The organism is Campylobacter sp. JMF_06 NA1 (assembly GCF_027737785.1).
In the GTDB taxonomy this organism is placed as follows: Bacteria; Campylobacterota; Campylobacteria; order Campylobacterales; family Campylobacteraceae; genus Campylobacter_B.
On the sequence record NZ_JAOVUA010000008.1, the window covers coordinates 1 to 18,575 of the forward strand.

General features: G+C 41.5%; 15 protein-coding genes and 1 rRNA gene. 6 read left to right on the top strand and 10 right to left on the bottom strand.

The annotated features are described in order from the left end of the window. Window positions 1–178: 178 nt before the first annotated feature. The 3 genes from rrf to OFO07_RS07620 all read left to right on the top strand — a co-directional run bounded on the left by rrf (window position 179) and on the right by OFO07_RS07620 (window position 1,847). Window positions 179–297 (top strand): 5S ribosomal RNA (gene rrf / locus OFO07_RS07610). 232 nt (window positions 298–529) lie between these two features. Continuing rightward, a complete protein-coding gene (locus OFO07_RS07615; RefSeq protein ID WP_270871525.1) occupies window positions 530–1,072 on the top strand; it encodes a tetratricopeptide repeat protein in 543 nt (180 codons plus the stop codon). A 187-nt stretch (window positions 1,073–1,259) separates the two neighbouring features. Then, complete coding sequence (locus OFO07_RS07620; RefSeq protein WP_270871526.1) at window positions 1,260–1,847, top strand: hypothetical protein; 588 nt, start codon at window positions 1,260–1,262, stop codon at window positions 1,845–1,847. A gap of 72 nt (window positions 1,848–1,919) precedes the next feature. On the opposite strand, the gene OFO07_RS07625 is transcribed toward OFO07_RS07620, so the two are convergent. The 3 genes from OFO07_RS07625 to dcd are packed head-to-tail and all read right to left on the bottom strand — an operon-like array spanning window position 1,920 to window position 5,924. Next, window positions 1,920–3,071, bottom strand: coding sequence for a cation:proton antiporter (locus tag OFO07_RS07625; protein WP_270871527.1), 1,152 nt, complete (start codon window positions 3,069–3,071; stop codon window positions 1,920–1,922). A 54-nt stretch (window positions 3,072–3,125) separates the two neighbouring features. Further along, window positions 3,126–5,354 carry a type I DNA topoisomerase gene (gene topA, locus OFO07_RS07630; protein WP_270871528.1) on the bottom strand — a complete coding sequence of 743 codons (2,229 nt, stop codon included), beginning with the start codon at window positions 5,352–5,354 and terminating at the stop codon, window positions 3,126–3,128. Window positions 5,355–5,363: 9 nt separating this feature from the next. Further along, window positions 5,364–5,924, bottom strand: a complete 561-nt coding sequence (gene dcd / locus OFO07_RS07635; protein WP_270870110.1) for a dCTP deaminase — start codon at window positions 5,922–5,924, stop codon at window positions 5,364–5,366. 131 nt (window positions 5,925–6,055) lie between these two features. On the opposite strand from dcd, the gene OFO07_RS07640 reads away from it, so the two are divergent. The 3 genes from OFO07_RS07640 to OFO07_RS07650 all read left to right on the top strand — a co-directional run bounded on the left by OFO07_RS07640 (window position 6,056) and on the right by OFO07_RS07650 (window position 9,048). Beyond that, window positions 6,056–7,105 carry a type II asparaginase gene (locus tag OFO07_RS07640; protein WP_270862513.1) on the top strand — a complete coding sequence of 350 codons (1,050 nt, stop codon included), beginning with the start codon at window positions 6,056–6,058 and terminating at the stop codon, window positions 7,103–7,105. Window positions 7,106–7,252: 147 nt separating this feature from the next. Next, the gene (gene accB / locus OFO07_RS07645; RefSeq protein ID WP_270859945.1) at window positions 7,253–7,714 is read left to right on the top strand and encodes an acetyl-CoA carboxylase biotin carboxyl carrier protein; all 462 of its coding nucleotides are present in this window, start codon (window positions 7,253–7,255) and stop codon (window positions 7,712–7,714) included. Beyond that, the gene (locus OFO07_RS07650; protein ID WP_270871529.1) at window positions 7,711–9,048 is read left to right on the top strand and encodes an acetyl-CoA carboxylase biotin carboxylase subunit; all 1,338 of its coding nucleotides are present in this window, start codon (window positions 7,711–7,713) and stop codon (window positions 9,046–9,048) included. Before accB ends, OFO07_RS07650 begins: the two co-directional genes overlap by 4 nt. Before the next feature lie 635 nt (window positions 9,049–9,683). On the opposite strand, the gene OFO07_RS07655 is transcribed toward OFO07_RS07650, so the two are convergent. The 7 genes from OFO07_RS07655 to OFO07_RS07685 form a co-directional block, all read right to left on the bottom strand. Continuing rightward, the gene (locus tag OFO07_RS07655; RefSeq protein ID WP_270871530.1) at window positions 9,684–10,574 is read right to left on the bottom strand and encodes a hypothetical protein; all 891 of its coding nucleotides are present in this window, start codon (window positions 10,572–10,574) and stop codon (window positions 9,684–9,686) included. Between the two features lie 328 nt (window positions 10,575–10,902). Continuing rightward, window positions 10,903–11,667 carry a polysaccharide deacetylase family protein gene (locus OFO07_RS07660; protein WP_270871531.1) on the bottom strand — a complete coding sequence of 255 codons (765 nt, stop codon included), beginning with the start codon at window positions 11,665–11,667 and terminating at the stop codon, window positions 10,903–10,905. 98 nt (window positions 11,668–11,765) lie between these two features. Then, the gene (bcp, locus tag OFO07_RS07665; protein WP_270866603.1) at window positions 11,766–12,233 is read right to left on the bottom strand and encodes a thioredoxin-dependent thiol peroxidase; all 468 of its coding nucleotides are present in this window, start codon (window positions 12,231–12,233) and stop codon (window positions 11,766–11,768) included. Window positions 12,234–12,267: 34 nt separating this feature from the next. Next, the gene (locus tag OFO07_RS07670; RefSeq protein WP_270862507.1) at window positions 12,268–12,477 is read right to left on the bottom strand and encodes a tautomerase family protein; all 210 of its coding nucleotides are present in this window, start codon (window positions 12,475–12,477) and stop codon (window positions 12,268–12,270) included. A 2-nt stretch (window positions 12,478–12,479) separates the two neighbouring features. Then, window positions 12,480–13,826 (bottom strand): amidophosphoribosyltransferase, encoded by a 1,347-nt coding sequence (purF, locus tag OFO07_RS07675; RefSeq protein WP_270871532.1) that lies wholly within the window; start codon window positions 13,824–13,826, stop codon window positions 12,480–12,482. 1 nt (window position 13,827) lies between these two features. Continuing rightward, window positions 13,828–14,589, bottom strand: a complete 762-nt coding sequence (dapB, locus tag OFO07_RS07680; RefSeq protein WP_270871533.1) for a 4-hydroxy-tetrahydrodipicolinate reductase — start codon at window positions 14,587–14,589, stop codon at window positions 13,828–13,830. A 566-nt stretch (window positions 14,590–15,155) separates the two neighbouring features. Continuing rightward, window positions 15,156–18,542, bottom strand: coding sequence for a DUF748 domain-containing protein (locus OFO07_RS07685; protein ID WP_270871534.1), 3,387 nt, complete (start codon window positions 18,540–18,542; stop codon window positions 15,156–15,158). Window positions 18,543–18,575 lie beyond the last annotated feature (33 nt).

Below are 18,575 nucleotides of genomic sequence, written 5' to 3' on the forward strand. Positions count from 1 at the left end.
GTGATGAAAGTCATTTAGCTGACCGGTACTAATAGCTCGTTTGCTTATCTTTTTAAGCATTACTTCCTTGTTAAAGGTATTAGAAATCCTTTAACAATAATGGTAAAAGATTTTATTAGGCTTGATGACTTTTGCAGTGTTAAAAAAGCAAACTTACAAAGTTTCCTTTTTTAACACTGTCCGTGACTATACAGATGAGGAAACGCCTTGCTCCATACCGAACCAAGAAGCTAAGCTCATCATGGCTGATGATACTCTCCGTTACTCGGATGTCGGGAAAGTAGGTCGTTGCGGACTTTGTTTTTATTCTTTATGCTTTTTTAAATCAATTAAAATTTTTATGTCAATCAAATTTTAAATCAATTACAGGATTAGTATTTTGCAGAATTTTAAAATTTAAGCGGAATTTTGCTTTAAATTTTGCTGGATTGCTTCGAGTTTTTTGGCGCTTGTTGTCAAGTTTCTAGCCCGTCATTGTGCTATAATGCTTGTTTTGATGAAAATCAAATTTTTGGATTGAAAGCGAAAAATGCAAAGATTGTTTTTATGTTTTTTTATGATTTTTGCCTTGTTTGCAAATGCCAAAAACGCTCCATACGCCGAAAATCTGAGCGCCCAAAACTCAGATTGCAATGCTAGCGGAGCGCAGGTTTGCGAGCTGATAAATACGGCTTTTGCTATGATTTGCCTAAAAGATAATCTTGGTGGCGAAAATTTAGATAAATGCCATGAGGCGATACGATCGCGGGTGGATAGGGTCGGTGATAAAAATGCCTCTTATCATTTTGGAAATTTGAGCCTCAATGAAATTTGGTGCAATGAGCACAGCAAAGCTTTGGCTTGCGCGAGGCTAAGCGAGGTGTATTATTATGGCAAAGGCGTGGAGCGCGACGAGGCAAAAGCCGAAGAATTCGCCCAAAAAGCCTGTGATTTGGGGCATGAAATCGCGTGCTTTATCGCTGGGGTCTATGCGGATTGCGATAAAACCAGAGCCAAATATTATTTTGGCAAATCTTGCGACCTTGGCTATGTGCCCGCCTGCAATGAGTATAAAAAACTAAAAAAATGGTGATAAGTTTATATTTTATAATGAAAAATGAAATTTATCTAGGAGCCGTAAGCGAATTTATAAATTTAAATTTACTCGTTGCCTAAATTTTAAAATTCAAAAGTAAGCTTAAATTTGTGAATTTAAATAAATTCAGTATCACAGATACTGACTGAATTTGAATTTGCTAGTAAAATTTGAAAGGAAATATATGAATTTTATAGATAGAATTATCGGTAAAGAATATAGTAAAACCGAACTTCAAAGTTTTAGTAGTATGAATATTATACTTGCTTTTGTGCTTTTTTTCTTTGCATTTCACGGGCTTGGATTTTTAAGTGCTTCTTATATGAAAAAACCACCACACAAATTAGAAGAAATGCAAATGCTAACGGGGCAAATCATAAAAGTCAATAATAAAGTAGTCGGAAAAGAAGACCATAGAAGAATTGAATTTTTAGATACAAACAATACAACTCATATTGTATTTTATGGTAATGGTATATATCACACATACGATGATTATTTACGACTAGTTGGGAAAAATATAAAAATTTGGTTTCCTACACAAGAACCAGATATGAGATTAATAGAACAAATTCAATATGCAGATAATGATAAATATTTTTTTAAGTATAAATACGATGGTCGTATGGAGTATTACGATTATATAACTTCCGATTATTACAGAAATACTTACAAAAAATGGGGCGGTGGAGCTTTGGCTCTTTTGATTTTACAAATAACTTTAACAATTTTAATAAAAAGGAGATATAAATCTCTTTCTAGAAAATTTTAGTCGAAGTTATCTGATAATAGTTTGTTAAATTGCATTTTTAAAATTTTGGCTTCAACGATACTGCGCAATTTTTCAATTAACTTCTTTTTTATAATTAAAAATAAAATTTATCAGTATCATCGCTACCAAAGCTTCGATTAGCGAGGCGACGATCATTGCGTAATAAATCTCTTTGCTTATGAAATTTGCCTCGAAAAACAGCGTAGCAGTCGCGATCAAAAGCGTCAGTGGCATTGAGAGGCTAAGCGCAAAAAGTGCGCCTGCTCGCGCGCGCAGTATCTCCCAAAACACCCCAGCGCACAAAATCCTCGTAAAAATCATTATCGCAGCTAGCAGCAGGCAAAATTTCAAAACCCCGGGCATTAGCAGTGCGTCCAGCTCGACCGCCGCGCCTGTGTGTATGAAAAATATCGGCACGATAAAACCAAAGCCAAACGACGATAGCTTTGGCACGAGGCCCTCTTTGTGCGAGAAAAATGTCGGCAAAAAAGCCCCCGCGATGAAGGCTGCGATAAAGATTTCGATATCTAGCCACGACGCGCTCGCGCAAATTAGGCAAAAAATCGCCATAGCAAAGCGTATGTCTTTTTCGTTTTTGTCATAGTGTGGCATGATTATGGTTTTTAGGCTCGGATACCACCAAAACACCATTTCTAGGGACTTAAACACTAACGCGATTGCGCCGATAAATCCCACAAGAGAGCCGATTTTAAGCAGCATGCTCGCCCCAAAGCCGTCTTTTAGGTAAATCCCCACCACGCTAAGGGCTACGATGCTCACTATCTCGCCAAGCACGCCTACTAGCATGGCTAGATTGAGCCACTCTTCGTCCTTGCCGTAGTCCTTATACAGCGTCGAGAGCAGTCCTACGCTCATAAGTGGCACGGCGATGATGATTAAATTTGGCAAATCAAAAATCGCTACCAAAATCGCGCCCAAGATATAAAGCAGGGTCAAAAACAGAAGCGATTTTTTTAAAATTTGGCGCGAAATTTTAAACAAAAAGCGAAAATCCACCTCTGCCCCAGCCAAAAACATAAGGTAATAAAACCCGATTTTAGAGGCGAAATCAAAGGTAGGATTGGCATAAAGCAGGCCCAAATTTCCAGCGATTATGCCTAGGATTATCTCTGTGGGCGAGACTGGGATTTTTAGCACTTTGGCTAGATACGGCGAGGTAAATATGAAAAATCCTAGCGTGATTAAAATTAAAATTTCGCTCATTTTGGTTAAATTTCGAAATTTAGCCACGCCAAATTTGGCAATGGCTAAATTTATTTATTCGATTTCCTCTTTAAATTTGCATTTCGGACACTCGGCGAAATTGCCTTTTTTCAGCTCTTTTCGCACCATGTAGGTGTTTTTGCACTCAGGGCATTTGCGCGAAAGCACGGCGTAGTTGCTCACAAAATCGCACTTTGGATAGTTCGAGCAACCATAAAATTTCCCCCTGCGCGAAAATCTCTCGACCACATCGCCCTTGGCGCATTTTGGGCAGATTACGCCGGTGCTGGTGGCCTTTTTGGCTGGGGCTTTGGCAGCGCCTTCGATTTGGCGAGAGTATTTGCATTTCGGATAGCCCTCGCACGCGATAAACTCGCCAAAACGCCCAGCGCGCTTGACTAGCTCTTTGCCACATTGTGGGCATTTCTCGCCGATTTTTTCAGGCTCGGATTTGTTTGCCTCATCTGCGCTCTCGCCTAGATTGCGAGAGTATTTGCATTTCGGATACCCTTCGCACGCGATAAACTCGCCAAAACGCCCAGCGCGCCTTACTAACTCTTTGCCACATTGTGGGCATTTCTCGCCGATTGGTTCGGAGATTTTTTGGCTAGCGATTTCGCTTTTGCCTTTGGCGATTTCGTCCATAAATGGGTAGTAAAAATTCGCTAAAATTTCTTGCCAATCAGCCTTGTTTTCGGCGATTTCGTCGAGTTTTTCTTCCATTTTGGCGGTGAAGTTGCTATCGACGATATTTTTAAAATGCCCCTCCAAAACCTCGGTGATTTTAAAGGCGACCTCGGCTGGGATTAGCTGTTTTTTGTCGATTTCGACATATTTTTTCGAGGTTAGAAGCGTGATAGTTGGCGCATAAGTGCTTGGTCTGCCAATGCCTAGGCTTTCTAGCTTTTTAATTAAACTAGCTTCTGAATACCTAGCTGGTGCTTCGGTGAAATGTTGCTCGCTTCCTAGGCTTTCGAGCTCCATTTTATCGCCTTTTTTAAGCTCAGGCAAAATTTTATCCTTATCCAAATCACCATAAACCTTGTAAAATCCGTCAAATGTAACCTTGCGCCCGCTTATGCGAAATTCAGCGCTCGCCCCGCAAATCGTGATTGTTTGGATATCTGAGGTAGAAGCGCTCATTTGGCATGCGATGAAACGATTATAAATCAGCGTATAAAGCCTAGCTTCGTCGCGTGGGAGCGTGGCCTTTGCCATTTGTGGGGTAAAGGCTATGTTTGTAGGGCGAATCGCCTCGTGGGCTTCTTGCGCGCCTTTGGATTTGGTGGTGTAAATGTTTGGCGATTTTGGCAGATACTGCGCGCCATAGGTTTTTTCGATCATATCGCGTGCGGCAGCGACGGCCTCTTTGGCTAAATTTAGGCTATCTGTTCTCATATATGTAATCGCACCGCCAAAATTCGTATTCACGCCCTCATACAGGCTTTGGGCTAGGCTCATAGTTTTGCGTGGATTAAAGCCAAGGCTAGTTGAGGCTGCTTGTTGAAGCGTGCTTGTCATAAACGGCGCGCTTGGGGCTGTTTTGCGAGATTTGCTCTCAATCGCGCTAACGCTAAATTCTTCGCTTTTTAAAATTTTTAGAATTTTATCTGCCTCAGACTTTGTTTTTATGGATAGTTTTTCCATTTTTTCGCCGTTAAATTTGACAAATTCGGCTTCTAGCTTTTTCTTAAAAACAGCGTCTATGCTGTGGTATTCTACCGGCACAAATGCCCTTATTTCGCGCTCTTTATCGACAATGATTTTTAAAGCCGCGCTTTGGACGCGCCCAGCGCTTAGCCCTCTTTGGATTTTGGTGTTTAGTAGCGGACTTAGCTTGTATCCTACTATGCGATCTAGCAAGCGACGCGCTTGTTGGGCATTTACGCTATTCATATCGAGCGTGCGAGGCGAGTTTATGGCGTTATCAATCGCGCTTTTTGTGATTTCGTGAAATACAATGCGAGGCAGGCTGGTTGGGGCTTTGCCGATTGATTCTGCGATATGGTATGCTATCGCCTCTCCCTCTCTATCCTCGTCGGTTGCTAGGTAAATTTGACCTGCTTTTTTGGCTAAATTTTTTATCTGCGACACGATTGCTTCGTGATCGGTGCTGGTTTCGTATTCGGGGCTAAATTTGTTGCCGTCGATTTTAATGCCAAATTTTTTCTGCGGAAGGTCGCGGATATGACCTTTGCTAGCGATTACTTCGTAATCTTCGCCTAAAAATTTTTTTATCGTTTTGGCTTTGGCTGGTGATTCAACTATGACTAAATTTTTCATATTTCTCTCTTATTTTAAAATTCTTGGTAGCGTAATGCCCTCTTGGGCTTGGTATTTGCCCTTTTTGTCAGCGTATGTTACTTCGCACGGCTCATCGCCTTGCAAAAACAGCACCTGCGCGATTCCCTCGTTTGCGTAAATTTTGGCTGGAAGCGGGGTTGTGTTTGAGATTTCGATCGTGATATGCCCCTTAAATCCCGGCTCAAAAGGCGTTACATTTACGATGATTCCGCACCTTGCGTAAGTGCTCTTGCCAAGGCAGATTGCAAGCACATTGGAGGGCATATTAAAATACTCGATTGTGCGAGCCAGCGCGAAAGAATTTGGCGGGACGATACAGATATCGCCTACAAAATCTACGACATTTTTTTCGTCGAAATTCTTAGGATCGACGACCGTGCCACCGATATTTGTGAAAATTTTAAACTCATTTCCCACTCTGATATCATATCCGTAGCTTGATACGCCATAGCTCACCACGCCTTTTCCCACTTGCTCTTCGGCAAATGGCACTATCATAGCGTGCTTTTGCGACATTTCTCTAATCCATTTATCGCTTTTTAGTCCCATATTTATCCTTAAACTGAAAAATTTTTCGCGCATTATAGCAATAAAATTCCACGATTTACAAATTTGGTGCTATAATTCAAATTTAATTTTGCAATTAAATGCAGAAATTTATCAAATTTTAAGGAGACAAGATGAAAATCTTAGGCAAATTTGCGTTCGCTGCGCTTTTTATCGCTTCATCACTAGTTGCAGCTAAACCAAACATCTACATTTTGGCCACAGGTGGCACAATCGCTGGTGGAGGCGATAGCGCTGTTAGCGGTGATTACACATCAGGCACAAAAACTGTCGATGAATTGCTAGCTGCCGTTCCTCAAATCAACGACATCGCAAATGTCAAAGGTGAGCAAATTTCGCAAATCGGCTCACAAGAGATGAACGATGAAGTTTGGCTAAAACTAGCAAACCGCGTAAATGAGCTACTTACGAAAAACGATGTCGATGGCGTAGTCATCACTCATGGAACTGATACTATGGAAGAGACAGCGTATTTTCTAAATTTAGTCGTAAAAACTAAAAAACCTATCGTAATGGTTGGCGCGATGAGATCTGGCACTTCACTAAGCGCAGATGGCCCGCTAAATATCTTTAACGGAGTAAATGTCGCAATCAACCCAAGCGCTCGCGAAAAAGGCGTAATGGTCGTAATGAACGACGAAATTCACGCTGCACGCGAAGTAACTAAAACAAACACAACTGCTGTTGATACATTTGCTTCACCAAATGCTGGCAAAATCGGCACTGTAAATTACGGAATCGTAAATTTCTATATGAATCCACTTCGCAAACACACAGTCGATAGCGTATTTAACATCAAAGATGTAAAAGAGCTTCCACGCGTTGATATTTTGTTCGCTCACGCACAAGATGTCGCTGATTTCGTTGAAACTGCTGTTGCAAACGGCGCCAAAGGTATCGTGCTAGCTGGTATGGGTAATGGAAATCCTTTCCCAACCGTCGAAGCTGCACTTGCAAAAGCTAGCGAAAACGGCGTTGTCGTAGTTCGCGCTTCTCGCACAGGCTCTGGCTCAACAAGCGTTGGCGCAGAAGTTGATGACGCAAAATACGGCTTTTTGACAAGCGACAACCTAAACGCTGCCAAAGCTAGGGTTTTACTACAACTTGCCCTTTCAAAAGGTCTAGACAAAGCGAAAATTGCTGAAATTTACGCTACTCATTAATAACTCTTGGGCGCAGGTTTTGCGCCCTTTTTTAAATTTTACTCAATTTCAAATTTCACAAAATTTCGCCAAATTTAAATTTAATGTAAGAATTAACTAAATTTAGGTAAAATGCGCCTTTGGAATTTCTATTTTTAGGAGAAATAAATGAAACAAGAAGATATTAAGGAATTGATGACTTTTTTTGACGAAAAATCATCTCTGAGCAAGATTAAAATTAAAAACGATGATTTTGAAATCGAGATTAAAAAATTCGGCGCAGATATCGAAACAGGCGCAGCATGTGCCACACCTGCACCGCACGCCCCAGCTGCTGTGCCAGCTGTAAATGTCGTCGTAGGCGACTCTCACGCAGCTAGCAAGGCTAGCATGGATACTATCGATAGTCCTATGGTTGGCACTTTTTACAAGGCTGCAAGTCCTGGCGCAAATCCATTTGTAAGTGCTGGTCAAGTCGTGCATAAAGGCGATACTATCGGCATTATCGAAGCGATGAAGATTATGAACGAGGTCGAGGCTGAGTTTGATTGTCGTATCATCAAATCGCTAGTAGAGGACGGACAGCCAGTAGAATACGCTATGTCGCTATTTGAGGTTGAAAAGCTATGAAAGAGCTAAATAAAATTCTTATCGCAAACCGCGGTGAGATAGCACTTCGCGCACTTCGCACTATTCAGGAAATGGGCAAAAAGGCTATTGTCGTGCATTCAACAGCCGATCAAGACGCACTTTATGTCAAATACGCTGACGCTGCGATCTGCATAGGTGGGCCGCGCTCAACCGATAGCTACCTAAATATCCCTGCAATCATCACAGCATGCGAGCTGACAGAGGCTGATGCGATTTTTCCTGGTTATGGATTTTTGAGCGAAAATCAAAATTTCGTCGAAATTTGCGCCAAACACGGCATTAAATTTATCGGCCCAAGTGTTGAAGCTATGACGCTAATGAGCGATAAAAGCAAGGCTAAGCAAGTAATGATGAGAGCTGGAATCCCAGTAGTGCCAGGATCAGATGGCGCGATTGCCGATGTCGAGGCTGCGCGCAAACTAGCCAAAGAAATCGGCTATCCTGTCATCATCAAAGCAGCCGCTGGTGGTGGCGGACGCGGTATGAGAGTGGTCGAGAGAGAAGAGGATTTAGAAAAGCTTTTCTGGTCGGCTGAGAGCGAGGCTATGAGCGCGTTTGGCGACGGGACAATGTATATGGAAAAATACATCACAAATCCGCGCCATATCGAGGTTCAAGTCATCGGCGACGAGCACGGAAATGTCCTACATGTGGGCGAGCGCGACTGCTCTATGCAACGCCGCCACCAAAAGCTAATCGAAGAGAGCCCAGCAGTGATACTCGACGAAGAAACCCGCGCCAAGCTCCTAGAAACAGCCGTTCGCGCGACTAAGGCGATTGGCTATGTCAGTGCGGGAACATTTGAGTTTTTATACGACAGCAAGGATAAGAATTTTTATTTCATCGAAATGAATACGCGCTTGCAGGTCGAGCATACAATCAGCGAAATGCGCTCAGGGCTTGATCTGATCGAGCAAATGATAAGGGTAGCCGAGGGACACAAGCTCCCTAGCCAAGACGAGATTAAATTTAGCGGACATGCGATTGAGTGCAGAATCACAGCCGAAGATCCGAAAAGTTTCATGCCAAATCCGGGCAAAATCACTCGCTACATAGCTCCTGGTGGGCGTAATGTGCGTATGGATAGCCATGTGTATGAGGGATACAGCGTGCCGGCATTTTACGATAGTATGATTGGCAAGCTCATCGTGCATGACAAAGATAGGCTTCGCGCGATTTCGAAAATGAAAATCGCACTATCCCAGCTCGTCATCGGCGGTATCAAATCGACCCGCGATTTCCACATCGCTATGATGAACAACCCTGATTTTATCAACAACGACTACGATACAAACTATCTATCAAAACACTAAAATTCTAAATTTAGCCCATTTTTGGGCTAAATTTATCTAAATTATTTATTTTTATTTCCTTTCATTAAACATGTAAGTTATTATAAAAACAAACACACAAATCGGTGCAACCAAAAAACTAAATAATCCTATAAGGGTATTTATATATTCGCTATTGCCATATAAATACTTTATTGTAATAAAACACAAAAAATCAACATACAAAATTATCAATGACAAATTTTCAATGCAAAAAACCATCACACTTAATTTTGGATTTTTTATAAATAAATTGCTGTATTTGAATTGTTTATATCTAGCATAAAAATATTTAACAAGATAAATACAAACGAACAAAGCTATAATTAGATTAATAGTAATTCTTATTGCAACACTATCACTAATCAATAACAATATCATAGATACTAATGCTCCCGCCAAATAACCAAATACTAAAATTAATGGCAAAAATAATACATATCTGATATTTCTACAAATTCTATATTTTTGTTTTAAATTCACAAAACGCACCCATTTCACTTTTTAAAAATTTTATTTTGCTTTAAATAAGCCATTTCGGCTAACAGCCCAAATTCCGTAATGTTTTGTTCTAATGTATTCATTAGATTTCTCCTTTATTAAAAATTTTTGTATTTTTATCTGAGATAGATACGATAGTTAAATAAAATTGAAAAATCAAAACCCCATTTATCCATATCAAAGACTTTTTCTATCTCTTGTCTTTTGCCACATACTTTATTCGTAAATTGGTAATCATCGGCCAAATGTGGCATTAATATTTCTGGAAAAATAAAAGTCGCTTCTTTATTTCTAATATACATTTTCCAAAAAGCTATCTCTTTTTCTGTTTTATTTTCTACAATAGATACATTTACGATATGATAAAAAGCATTTTCAAATAAACTATCAGAGATTTTTTCACTTTTATTTATTATTATAGAATAGTTGTAATTTTTGATAATATCTCTATCTTTTTCCACTTCATTGCGTTTTGTTATTTTGAATTTGGCTTCTTCAATAACCTTTTTATTTTTCCTATAAAAATCGAATTGAGCTGATTTATCGGCGTGTAAATTTTGATATTGCGAAATTAAATTTATGTATTGCGTGTAATGGGTTGAATTTTTATCAAAATATACTTCTTCTACTTTTCCATTGCTGCATTTATATTTATCCGTTATTTTGCTATTACACTCGATTGCTATTTTTTCAATATGAATTCCGTCCAATAAATCTTCTATTAAATGTAAGCTAGTATGTATATCACCAACTTTGGCGTTGTCAATTTTGACATATACACTTTTTGGATATTCTACAATTTTATCAATCTTAGATTTAGGCTCTATTTGGCAATATTTATTTGCGATAATCCTAGTAGGAACGACATCGTAAAACGGCACTAAAACACATAAGGCAACAGATATAGCCACTGCTTTATTGCTTTTTGAAACTGCACCCACAATAACGCATATTATAACGCTTACTACTACATAAGCGGCAAATACAAAAGTTATAATTAATCCCATAAATTTTCCTTTCAGGTCGTATCGCCAAAAACGATACGAAATGTTTCGCATTTTTGCAATGACAAATCAAATGTAAATTTTGCCAAATCTGTCATTGCGAGGAAAGGCGTAGCCTTGACGAAGCAATCTACGAATTAAAATCGCCAATCGCTAAATTTGCAAAATTTTAAAATTCAATGAAATTAGCCAAAACGCTGACTTTGAATTTCAAGCTCGTAGATTGCCACGCAAGCAAACTTGCTTGCAATGACAAATCAAGGGCTAGGGAATTTCCCTGAATCGCCACAAAATATTTCGCAAATTTTGCCGATGACAAAACGGGCGAAATTTACTCCAAAACCTCGTCTAATCGCACGAACTCAAAGCCATTTTTAACCAAAATTTTAAGGCCCCCCACCACGCCTGCGCCACTTGGCTTTTCGGGGTGGTTTGCATGAGCGATGATGATGTCGCCGCCGCGCGCACTAGACACAGCGGTGCGCGCCCCTTCCGCGCTCATCGTAGCCCCTGCATCTCCTAGCACGCTAAATCCCACGGGCGCGTATCCCATATCATAAATCTGCGCCACGGCAAGCTCATCGTAATACGCCGTGCCTGAGCGGTAAAATTTCGGGCGCGCGCCAGTAAGCCTTGCGATTAATTCCGCGTTTCGCGCGATTTCATCGTATAGCTCGCCAGCATCCGCCGTGCCCTTTATGCCGTAAATGCTAGCCCCATTTAGCGAGGCTGGGGAGTGTGCGGTGCCGTGATTTTCGATTTCAAAATTTGGATTTTGGCGCAAACGCTCGAATTTTTGCGGGAATTTCTCTATCCAGCGCAAATTTACAAAAAATGTCGCTTTTAGGCTGTGTTTTTCTAAAAATTCCACGATTCTCTCGTCCAAATCGTCCGTTTTGCTTCCGCACAAATCGAGCGTGAGGGCGACTTGCTTTTTGTCAGTTTTGAAATTTTTAATTACACCCTGCAATTCCTCGCCCCAAAGTTTGGGCGTGGAGGCAGAGTATTTTTGCAAAATTTGCTCTTTGGTCAAATTTTCGCCCTGCGCGCCACACAAAACCCCCAAAGCGCAGATAAAAATTAAAAATTTTTTCATTGATTTCCCCTGTAAATTCGGCTAAATTTAAAAAGGGGCAAATTTTGAAATTCGTTAAAATTTCGAAATTTTACCCCAAATTTGCGCTTAAATTTTGTTTATTTTTGCGCCAAAATGTCGCCAAGCACCTTTGCGGCGTGGTCTTTGGCTTTGACAGATTTATAGACTTTTTCGATTTTGCCGTCTTTGCCGATTAGAAATGTCGAGCGCACGATCCCTAGATACTCGCGCCCGTAGTTTTTGCGCACTTGAAGCACGCCGTAAGCCTTGGCGACTTCGCGTTCGTGGTCGCTTAGTAGGATATGGCGTAGGCTTTGCTTGGCAATGAAACCTGCGTGTGATTTGGTGCTATCCGGGCTAATGCCGATAATCAGGGCGTCCTCGGCGATAAATTTATCCCAAAGCTCGCTAAATTCGCACGCCTCAGTGGTGCAACCAGGCGTATTATCCTTAGGATAAAAATACAAAACGACCCTTTTGCCGATAAAATCGCTTAGGCGAATTTGCACCCCGTCGGCGTTTTCTAGGGCGAAATTTGGCGCCATATCGCCCTTAGCAAGCGTGATTTTGCGCGCTAAATCCTCTGCGCTAAATGTAGTCTCAGCCATTTTGCGCCTTTTTTCGCATATCTGCGACGCTTTCGCCACCGAAATAGAAATTCTCAGCCTCGTCGTATTCGAATTTCACGACCACGCGACTTGGCACCTTGCCTAGGTTTTCGACCATTGTTTTGGTGATTTCGCCAGCGATTTTGTCTTGCAACTCCTTGCTTGGGGCTGGTTTGGTTAGGTGGATATTGATGATTGGCATTTTTACTCCTTTATAAAATAATCTCCGTCAAAACTGATTAGCGAATATTTTCGCTCATCACCTAGTGCGCCGACAAGCTCATTTATGCTTAGAAATGTCAGGCTGTCTGCGCCGATATACTCGCGCACCTCTTCGGTGCTTTTGTTTGCGCTGATTAGCTCGGCGTAGCTTGGTGTGTCTATGCCGTATCTATCTGGGTGCTTGATTTCTGGGCTTGCGATACACATGTGAATCTCCCTCGCCCCAGCGTGGCGCAGAAGCTCGACGATTTTTTTGCTCGTGGTTCCGCGCACGATACTATCGTCGATGACGACTATGCTTTTGTCTTTTAAAACCTCGCTCATAGGGTTTAGTTTGAGTTTGACCTTTAAATTTCGCATTTCTTGTGTCGGCTCGATAAAGGTGCGCCCCACATAGTGATTTCTCACAATCGCTAGCTCAAAAGGCACCTCGCTTGCAGCCGAGTATCCCAAAGCTGCTGGCACGCCACTATCTGGGACAGGGACGACAAAATCCGCCTTGATATTTTTGCATTTCCCAGCCAAAACTGCGCCTAGTTTTTTGCGGATATTATAGACATTTTTGCCCTCGACCGTGCTGTCTGGGCGGGCGAAATATATGTATTCAAACGCGCAAATTCTAGGATCAACCTCTTCGAAAATTTGAAGCGATTTTATCTCGTCTTTGCCCTCTTCGAAAATCACCATTTCGCCGGGCTTCACATCTCTGATAAACTCCGCTCCCACCAAATCAAAGGCGCATGTTTCGCTCGCTACGATATATCCGCCATCATTTAGTCTTCCGATACTAAGGGGCCTTACGCCGTGTGGATCGCGCAGGGCAAACATTTTGCTACGACTTAAAATCAGAAGCGAATACGCCCCAGCGCATTTTTTCACAGCCTCGATTATGCGGTTTTGCAATTTTTTTTCTTTGCTTCTAGCGATCAAATGCAAGATATTTTCTGTGTCCATATTTGACTGAAATATCGCTCCCTCGGCGATTAGCTCAGATCTAACGCTATCTTTGTTTATTAAATTTCCATTATGCACGATTGAAATTTCGCCTAGGGCGTATTTAGCAGAGATTGGTTGCGCGTCGTGGATACTCTCGTTGCCTGCTGTGGAGTAGCGATTGTGGCCGATTGCGCTATTTCCCTTTAAAATTTCAAGGGCTTGCGGGGTGAAAATTTTGGTTACTAGTCCTTGACCTTTTACCGTGTTTATATGGTGGTTGTGATTAGCACTTACTCCGCTTGCCTCTTGGCCTCGGTGCTGCATCGAAAACAGCCCATAAACCGCCGTTTTAGCCGCATTGGCTGAATTTATAACTCCTACTATCGCGCACATTTTAAAATCCTAAACAATCATTTATGCTATAAAGGCCATTTTTTTGTGTGGCAAGCCAAATTCCAGCCTTAATCGCGCCATTGGCGAAGGTTGCACGGCTCGTGGCGGTATGGTTTAGCTCGATATACTCGCCATCGTTGTAAAACCCTACCGTGTGGCGTCCGACGATATCGCCACCACGAAGTGCCATGACAGCGATTTCGTCTTTGCCCCGCTCTCCGATTAGTCCGTCTCTACCGCTAACTCGCACTTTTTTGATATCTAAATTTCGCGCATTTGCAGCAGTAGTGGCTAATGTCATTGCTGTGCCACTTGGGGCGTCTTTTTTGTGTTTGTGGTGCATTTCGACTATTTCGCAATCAAAATCGCGCAAAGCCTTGCTAGCTAGATTTACGAGCTTGTTTAGCACGGCTACGCCAAGGCTCATATTTGTCGCGTGAAAAACTGGCATTTTTTGCGCGCACTCTTTTAGTAGTGCTTCGCCCTCATCGCCTAGGGCAGTAGTGCCGATGACAAGGGGTTTTGGGTGAGTTTGGGCGAATTTTAATAAATTTATTGCCCCATCTCTAATGGTAAAATCAATCACCACATCGCAAGAATCAAAAAATTTCGCCAAATCGTCTGTGATTACGCATTTGGGGCTGTATGATAGCTCCTCGATAGTATAAATCGCGCTAACTTCCGCGTTTTCGTAGTTTTTCAGACACTCATAAATCATACTTCCCATTCTGCCGCTGCCGCCGTGGATACCAATCCTAACCATTTTAACCCTTTCTGAATTTGTAAAAATTTGGCGTAGTATAGCCAAATTTAGCTTATTTCTGAATTCGTTGCGTGGAATTTATAAGGCAAGGAAATGCGAAGCATTTCAGTAAAAATAAAACCAGCTAAATTTAAAGCGAAGCTTTAAATTTAGCCACTTCTAAGGTTTTACAGGGGTGGGGGTTGGTAAGGGGGAGGGTAGCGTCTCCTAAAAAGCGCGCCCTCCCCCTTACGAGAAAAACACGGCGCAGGTTAAATTCAAAAAATCGTTCAATGCTAAATTTAGGTTGAATTTTGAATTTAAATTTTCTGGATTGCTTCGAAAACTTCGTTTTCTCGCAATGACAGCAAATTTAGCGCAAGGAATTTTAAATTCGTAGATTGCCACGAATTTTGCTAACGCAAAATTCTCGCAATGACAATGGTGAGTGTTTCGGGGCAGTATTTTGCAATGACACACCCGGCGTAAATTTTGTCCGCTATTGTCATTGCGAGGAAAGGCATAGCCTTGACGAAGCAATCAACGACTTTAAAATTTTTACCGCTAAATTTGCAAAATTTTAAATTTCACTTCTCTACGCCAAGGCCGACGCTGATGAAGCTATCTTGCTTCGCGCTGACATTTGCAGGTTTTTTAATCACGATTTGTGAGTCCGAAACACCCAAATTCGCAAGCGCGCTTTGCACGGATTTAGCGCGCGCGACGGCTAAATCATTTAGGCGCGAGGTTGTGAATTTTTGCGCCTGTATTAGTTTTTCAAATCCCTCTTCGCCACCCTCTTTTATGTGGTGTTTCGCCCTTAGGCTCGCAATCGCAGCGTCAGATGAGAGATTTTCTTTTAGCATTACCCTGTCTATATTTTCGTTTAGCGTGACGAGCTTAAACGCCCTGGTATCGAGCTTCTCGTTATATGCTGGGGTTAGGGTGATTTTGATTTCTGGCTTTGATTTTGCAATCGTGGCAAGATTCTCGATTTTTTCGTTTTCGCTGATCAAAATCTCGCTACTAGCTGGCTCAAAATCAATTCCGTCGAGGCTAGAAGTATCGATTCCAGCAATTTTGCCCAAAAACCTAAACGGACTTAGCACGATATCGCTAAATAGCTTTGTCAGAGCCCCCACAATCACGCCACCAAAGCTAAATTTCGGATCGTTTAGATTCCCGCTGATTGGCAGGCTGACATTGATTTGGCCGTCGCTGTCTTTGAGAATCGAAATCGCTAAATCCAGTGGCAAATCCAGCGCGTCTTTACTCTCAACTTTTTCGCCAAGCACGAGATTATCGAGGTTTATGTCGTTTGTGGCGTTTAGTTTGGAGGCGTTGATTTTATAATTTAGCTTTAAATTGCTCTTGCCACTTTTTATCTCATAGCCCACGAATTTCGCGCTGTATGGGGTGATATCACTGAGCGCGACATCTTTTAAAACCACGCTAATATCGCTTTTTTGCTCTGGCGCGAAAGGGTAGGCCCTAAGAGCGATTTGCCCTAAGCCACTTTTGCCCACAAGGCCGTTAAATTTGAGGTTTGCTTGGGATTTGTCGCTGATTTTATCGATTGTAGTTTTGATTTTTGAGACCGTGATATTTAGTGGCATAAAGAGCGTATCATCGATGAAATTAAACGAGCCGTTTTGCACGCTGATATTTGCAATATTTACGCCAAAAGCGTTTTTTTGCCCACCTGCTTGGGCTTTTGGTGCGGGCGATTTGGAGGCTGGTTTGCTTGTGGATTTTGGCGAAGTTTTGGCTAGTTTGGCTAGGTTTATTTCGCCGTTTTTGGCGATATGGATTTTCGCGTAAGGGGCGTTTATGGCGATATTTTTGATATCGATTTTGCTCTCGTTTAGGCTTAGCGCGCCCACTTTTGCGCTATTTATGCTAAAAACTTTCGCCCCTTTTGCGTCGTTTAGGGCTAAATTTTTGCCCGAAATTTCAGTATTTAGCGCGAATTTATCGCTAAATTTGAAATTTCCTTTTAAATTTGCGCTACCACTTGCGATTTTTGCGTTTAAAAACTGCTCCAAATACGGGTTTGCTTTGCGCAAATCAGGGTGGGCGACATCAAAATCAATGTCTAAGTTCAGCGGATTTATGGTGATTTTCGAGGTCGCATTGGCACTTATTTCGTCGCTTGCCACGCTTGCTTTGGCGCTAAAAGGGGCGCTAAAATTGCTAGATAGATTTTGCACGCTAGCGTCAATTTTAGCGAGGTTGTGGGTCATCTTTGGGGCTACGAAGCTCTCTGTGATTTTCGCGTGGCCGCCATTTAGCGCGATTTGCGCGATAGCAAAGCTAAATTTTGGCTCATTTTTGGCTGGTGAAATACTGCGCGCGGAGCCGTTATTTTCGCTATTTTGCGTGAAATTTCCCTCTGGGGCGAGCGAGTGTATCCAAGCTAATAAATTTTGCCTAAATTTCGCATTTTCCGCTTTGCTAGGCGCGTAAGAAATCGCGCTTAAATCGTTTATGCTTTTTGCGCCCTCTTCGCTAATCTCTGAGTTAAAAAATGGCGCGTCAATGCCGATTTTATCGATATTTAGGGCAAGTTTATCTAGGGCAAAGCTTAGCTTTTGCACGCTTAAATTTTTAATTCCGCTAAATTTTTCGTTTTTATTAGCTAGGCTAAGCTCGCCAAATTTTGCCAAATTTAGGGCTAAATTTGAGCCTTTTTCGTCCATTTGGAAGCTAAAATCATCTGCGCTTAAATTTGCTAAATTTATTTTGTCAAATTTCGCCAAGGCTAAATTTAGTGGCAAAATTTCGATTTTTGCGACTTTTGCCTCTGTTTTGGAGGCGTTGTTTTCGCCCCTAAAATTTGCGCTGATTTGCGAAATTTCGCCACCCTTTGCGCTTAAATTTATTAGGCTATCGTTAAATTTGCACTCGCTTAAATTTATCTTGTCTAAATTCGCATTTAAGCCCAAATTTTCGCCCTCTAAGCCAAATTTTAAACCAAAATCAAAAGCCCTAAATTCGCCCAAACTCGCGTTATTTTCTGCGCTTAGAAAATCGCTATTTTTAAGCGAAATTTCGCCAAGGCGCAAGTTTGTGGCTAAATTTTCCCCAAATTTGGCGTCAAAATCGATATTTGCAAGCGAAATTTGCTCTGATTTGATTAAATTTTGGCTAGCAAGCAGGGCAAAATCGTTTAGTGCGATTTTGCTTTTTTTCAAATTTAGCGCGATTTCCTCGTCCAAAATCACCTCATAAAGGGCGTTTGCGCTGATTTTCCCGCCGAGTAGATTAAGCTCTTTTATATCCAAAAACGATAGCCAAAACGGATTGATTTTGAGATTTTCTACGCTTAAATTTCCCTCGATTTTAAGCGGATTTAGGCTGATTGAGCCTGAGTGAAAGATATTATCGAAAGTCTGCGAAGAGGCGTTAAAATCGTGGTTTCCGATAGAATTACTAGCCAAATTTAGCCCAGCTATTTCGTAGTTTAAGTTACCAAGCTCGATTTTAAAGGGCCGTTCTAGGCTTAAATCTTCGTAAAAAACTCCGCCGTTTTCGATTTTGAAATTATCCAGCTTGACATTTATGCTCGAATTTTCGTCCGTTTCTTCGCTCTCGCTATTAGCGTAAAGGCTCTCGAAATTAAACGAGCCGTTATTTTCGCGCGAAATGCTGATTTTAGGGCTTTGCAGGCGCAGGGTTTGGATATCTATGGTTTTGTTAAACAGCTCGCCAAATTTCAGCTTGACATCGATTTTCTCTGCCGAAAATAGTGGTTTGAAAGTCGAAAGCGAGGGAGCGGTGATGTTTAGCTCGTAGGTAAAGGGGTTAAATTTCGCGCTTTTAATGCTGAAATTTGCCTCGTTTTCTAGGATTTTTGGAACTGCTTTTTCGATGAGAAGTGGCACGCCAAAAAAGCCAAAAAGCGTGTAAAACGCGCCAATCCCACAAATGCTATAAATAAATTTTTTCTTGTGTTTTGCTAAAAATTTCACCATTTTTGCGCCTATTGATTGTTAAATTTAATAATC

Bases quoted from the DNA above. Each gene is read 5' to 3' on its own strand.
- OFO07_RS07615 (WP_270871525.1), top strand. From the start codon at position 530: ATGCAAAGATTGTTTTTATGTTTTTTTATGATTTTTGCCTTGTTTGCA.
- OFO07_RS07620 (WP_270871526.1), top strand. From the start codon at position 1,260: ATGAATTTTATAGATAGAATTATCGGTAAAGAATATAGTAAAACCGAA.
- OFO07_RS07625 (WP_270871527.1), bottom strand. From the start codon at position 3,071: ATGAGCGAAATTTTAATTTTAATCACGCTAGGATTTTTCATATTTACC.
- topA (WP_270871528.1), bottom strand. From the start codon at position 5,354: ATGAAAAATTTAGTCATAGTTGAATCACCAGCCAAAGCCAAAACGATA.
- dcd (WP_270870110.1), bottom strand. From the start codon at position 5,924: ATGGGACTAAAAAGCGATAAATGGATTAGAGAAATGTCGCAAAAGCAC.
- OFO07_RS07640 (WP_270862513.1), top strand. From the start codon at position 6,056: ATGAAAATCTTAGGCAAATTTGCGTTCGCTGCGCTTTTTATCGCTTCA.
- accB (WP_270859945.1), top strand. From the start codon at position 7,253: ATGAAACAAGAAGATATTAAGGAATTGATGACTTTTTTTGACGAAAAA.
- OFO07_RS07650 (WP_270871529.1), top strand. From the start codon at position 7,711: ATGAAAGAGCTAAATAAAATTCTTATCGCAAACCGCGGTGAGATAGCA.
- OFO07_RS07655 (WP_270871530.1), bottom strand. From the start codon at position 10,574: ATGGGATTAATTATAACTTTTGTATTTGCCGCTTATGTAGTAGTAAGC.
- OFO07_RS07660 (WP_270871531.1), bottom strand. From the start codon at position 11,667: ATGAAAAAATTTTTAATTTTTATCTGCGCTTTGGGGGTTTTGTGTGGC.
- OFO07_RS07670 (WP_270862507.1), bottom strand. From the start codon at position 12,477: ATGCCAATCATCAATATCCACCTAACCAAACCAGCCCCAAGCAAGGAG.
- purF (WP_270871532.1), bottom strand. From the start codon at position 13,826: ATGTGCGCGATAGTAGGAGTTATAAATTCAGCCAATGCGGCTAAAACG.
- dapB (WP_270871533.1), bottom strand. From the start codon at position 14,589: ATGGTTAGGATTGGTATCCACGGCGGCAGCGGCAGAATGGGAAGTATG.
- OFO07_RS07685 (WP_270871534.1), bottom strand. From the start codon at position 18,542: ATGGTGAAATTTTTAGCAAAACACAAGAAAAAATTTATTTATAGCATT.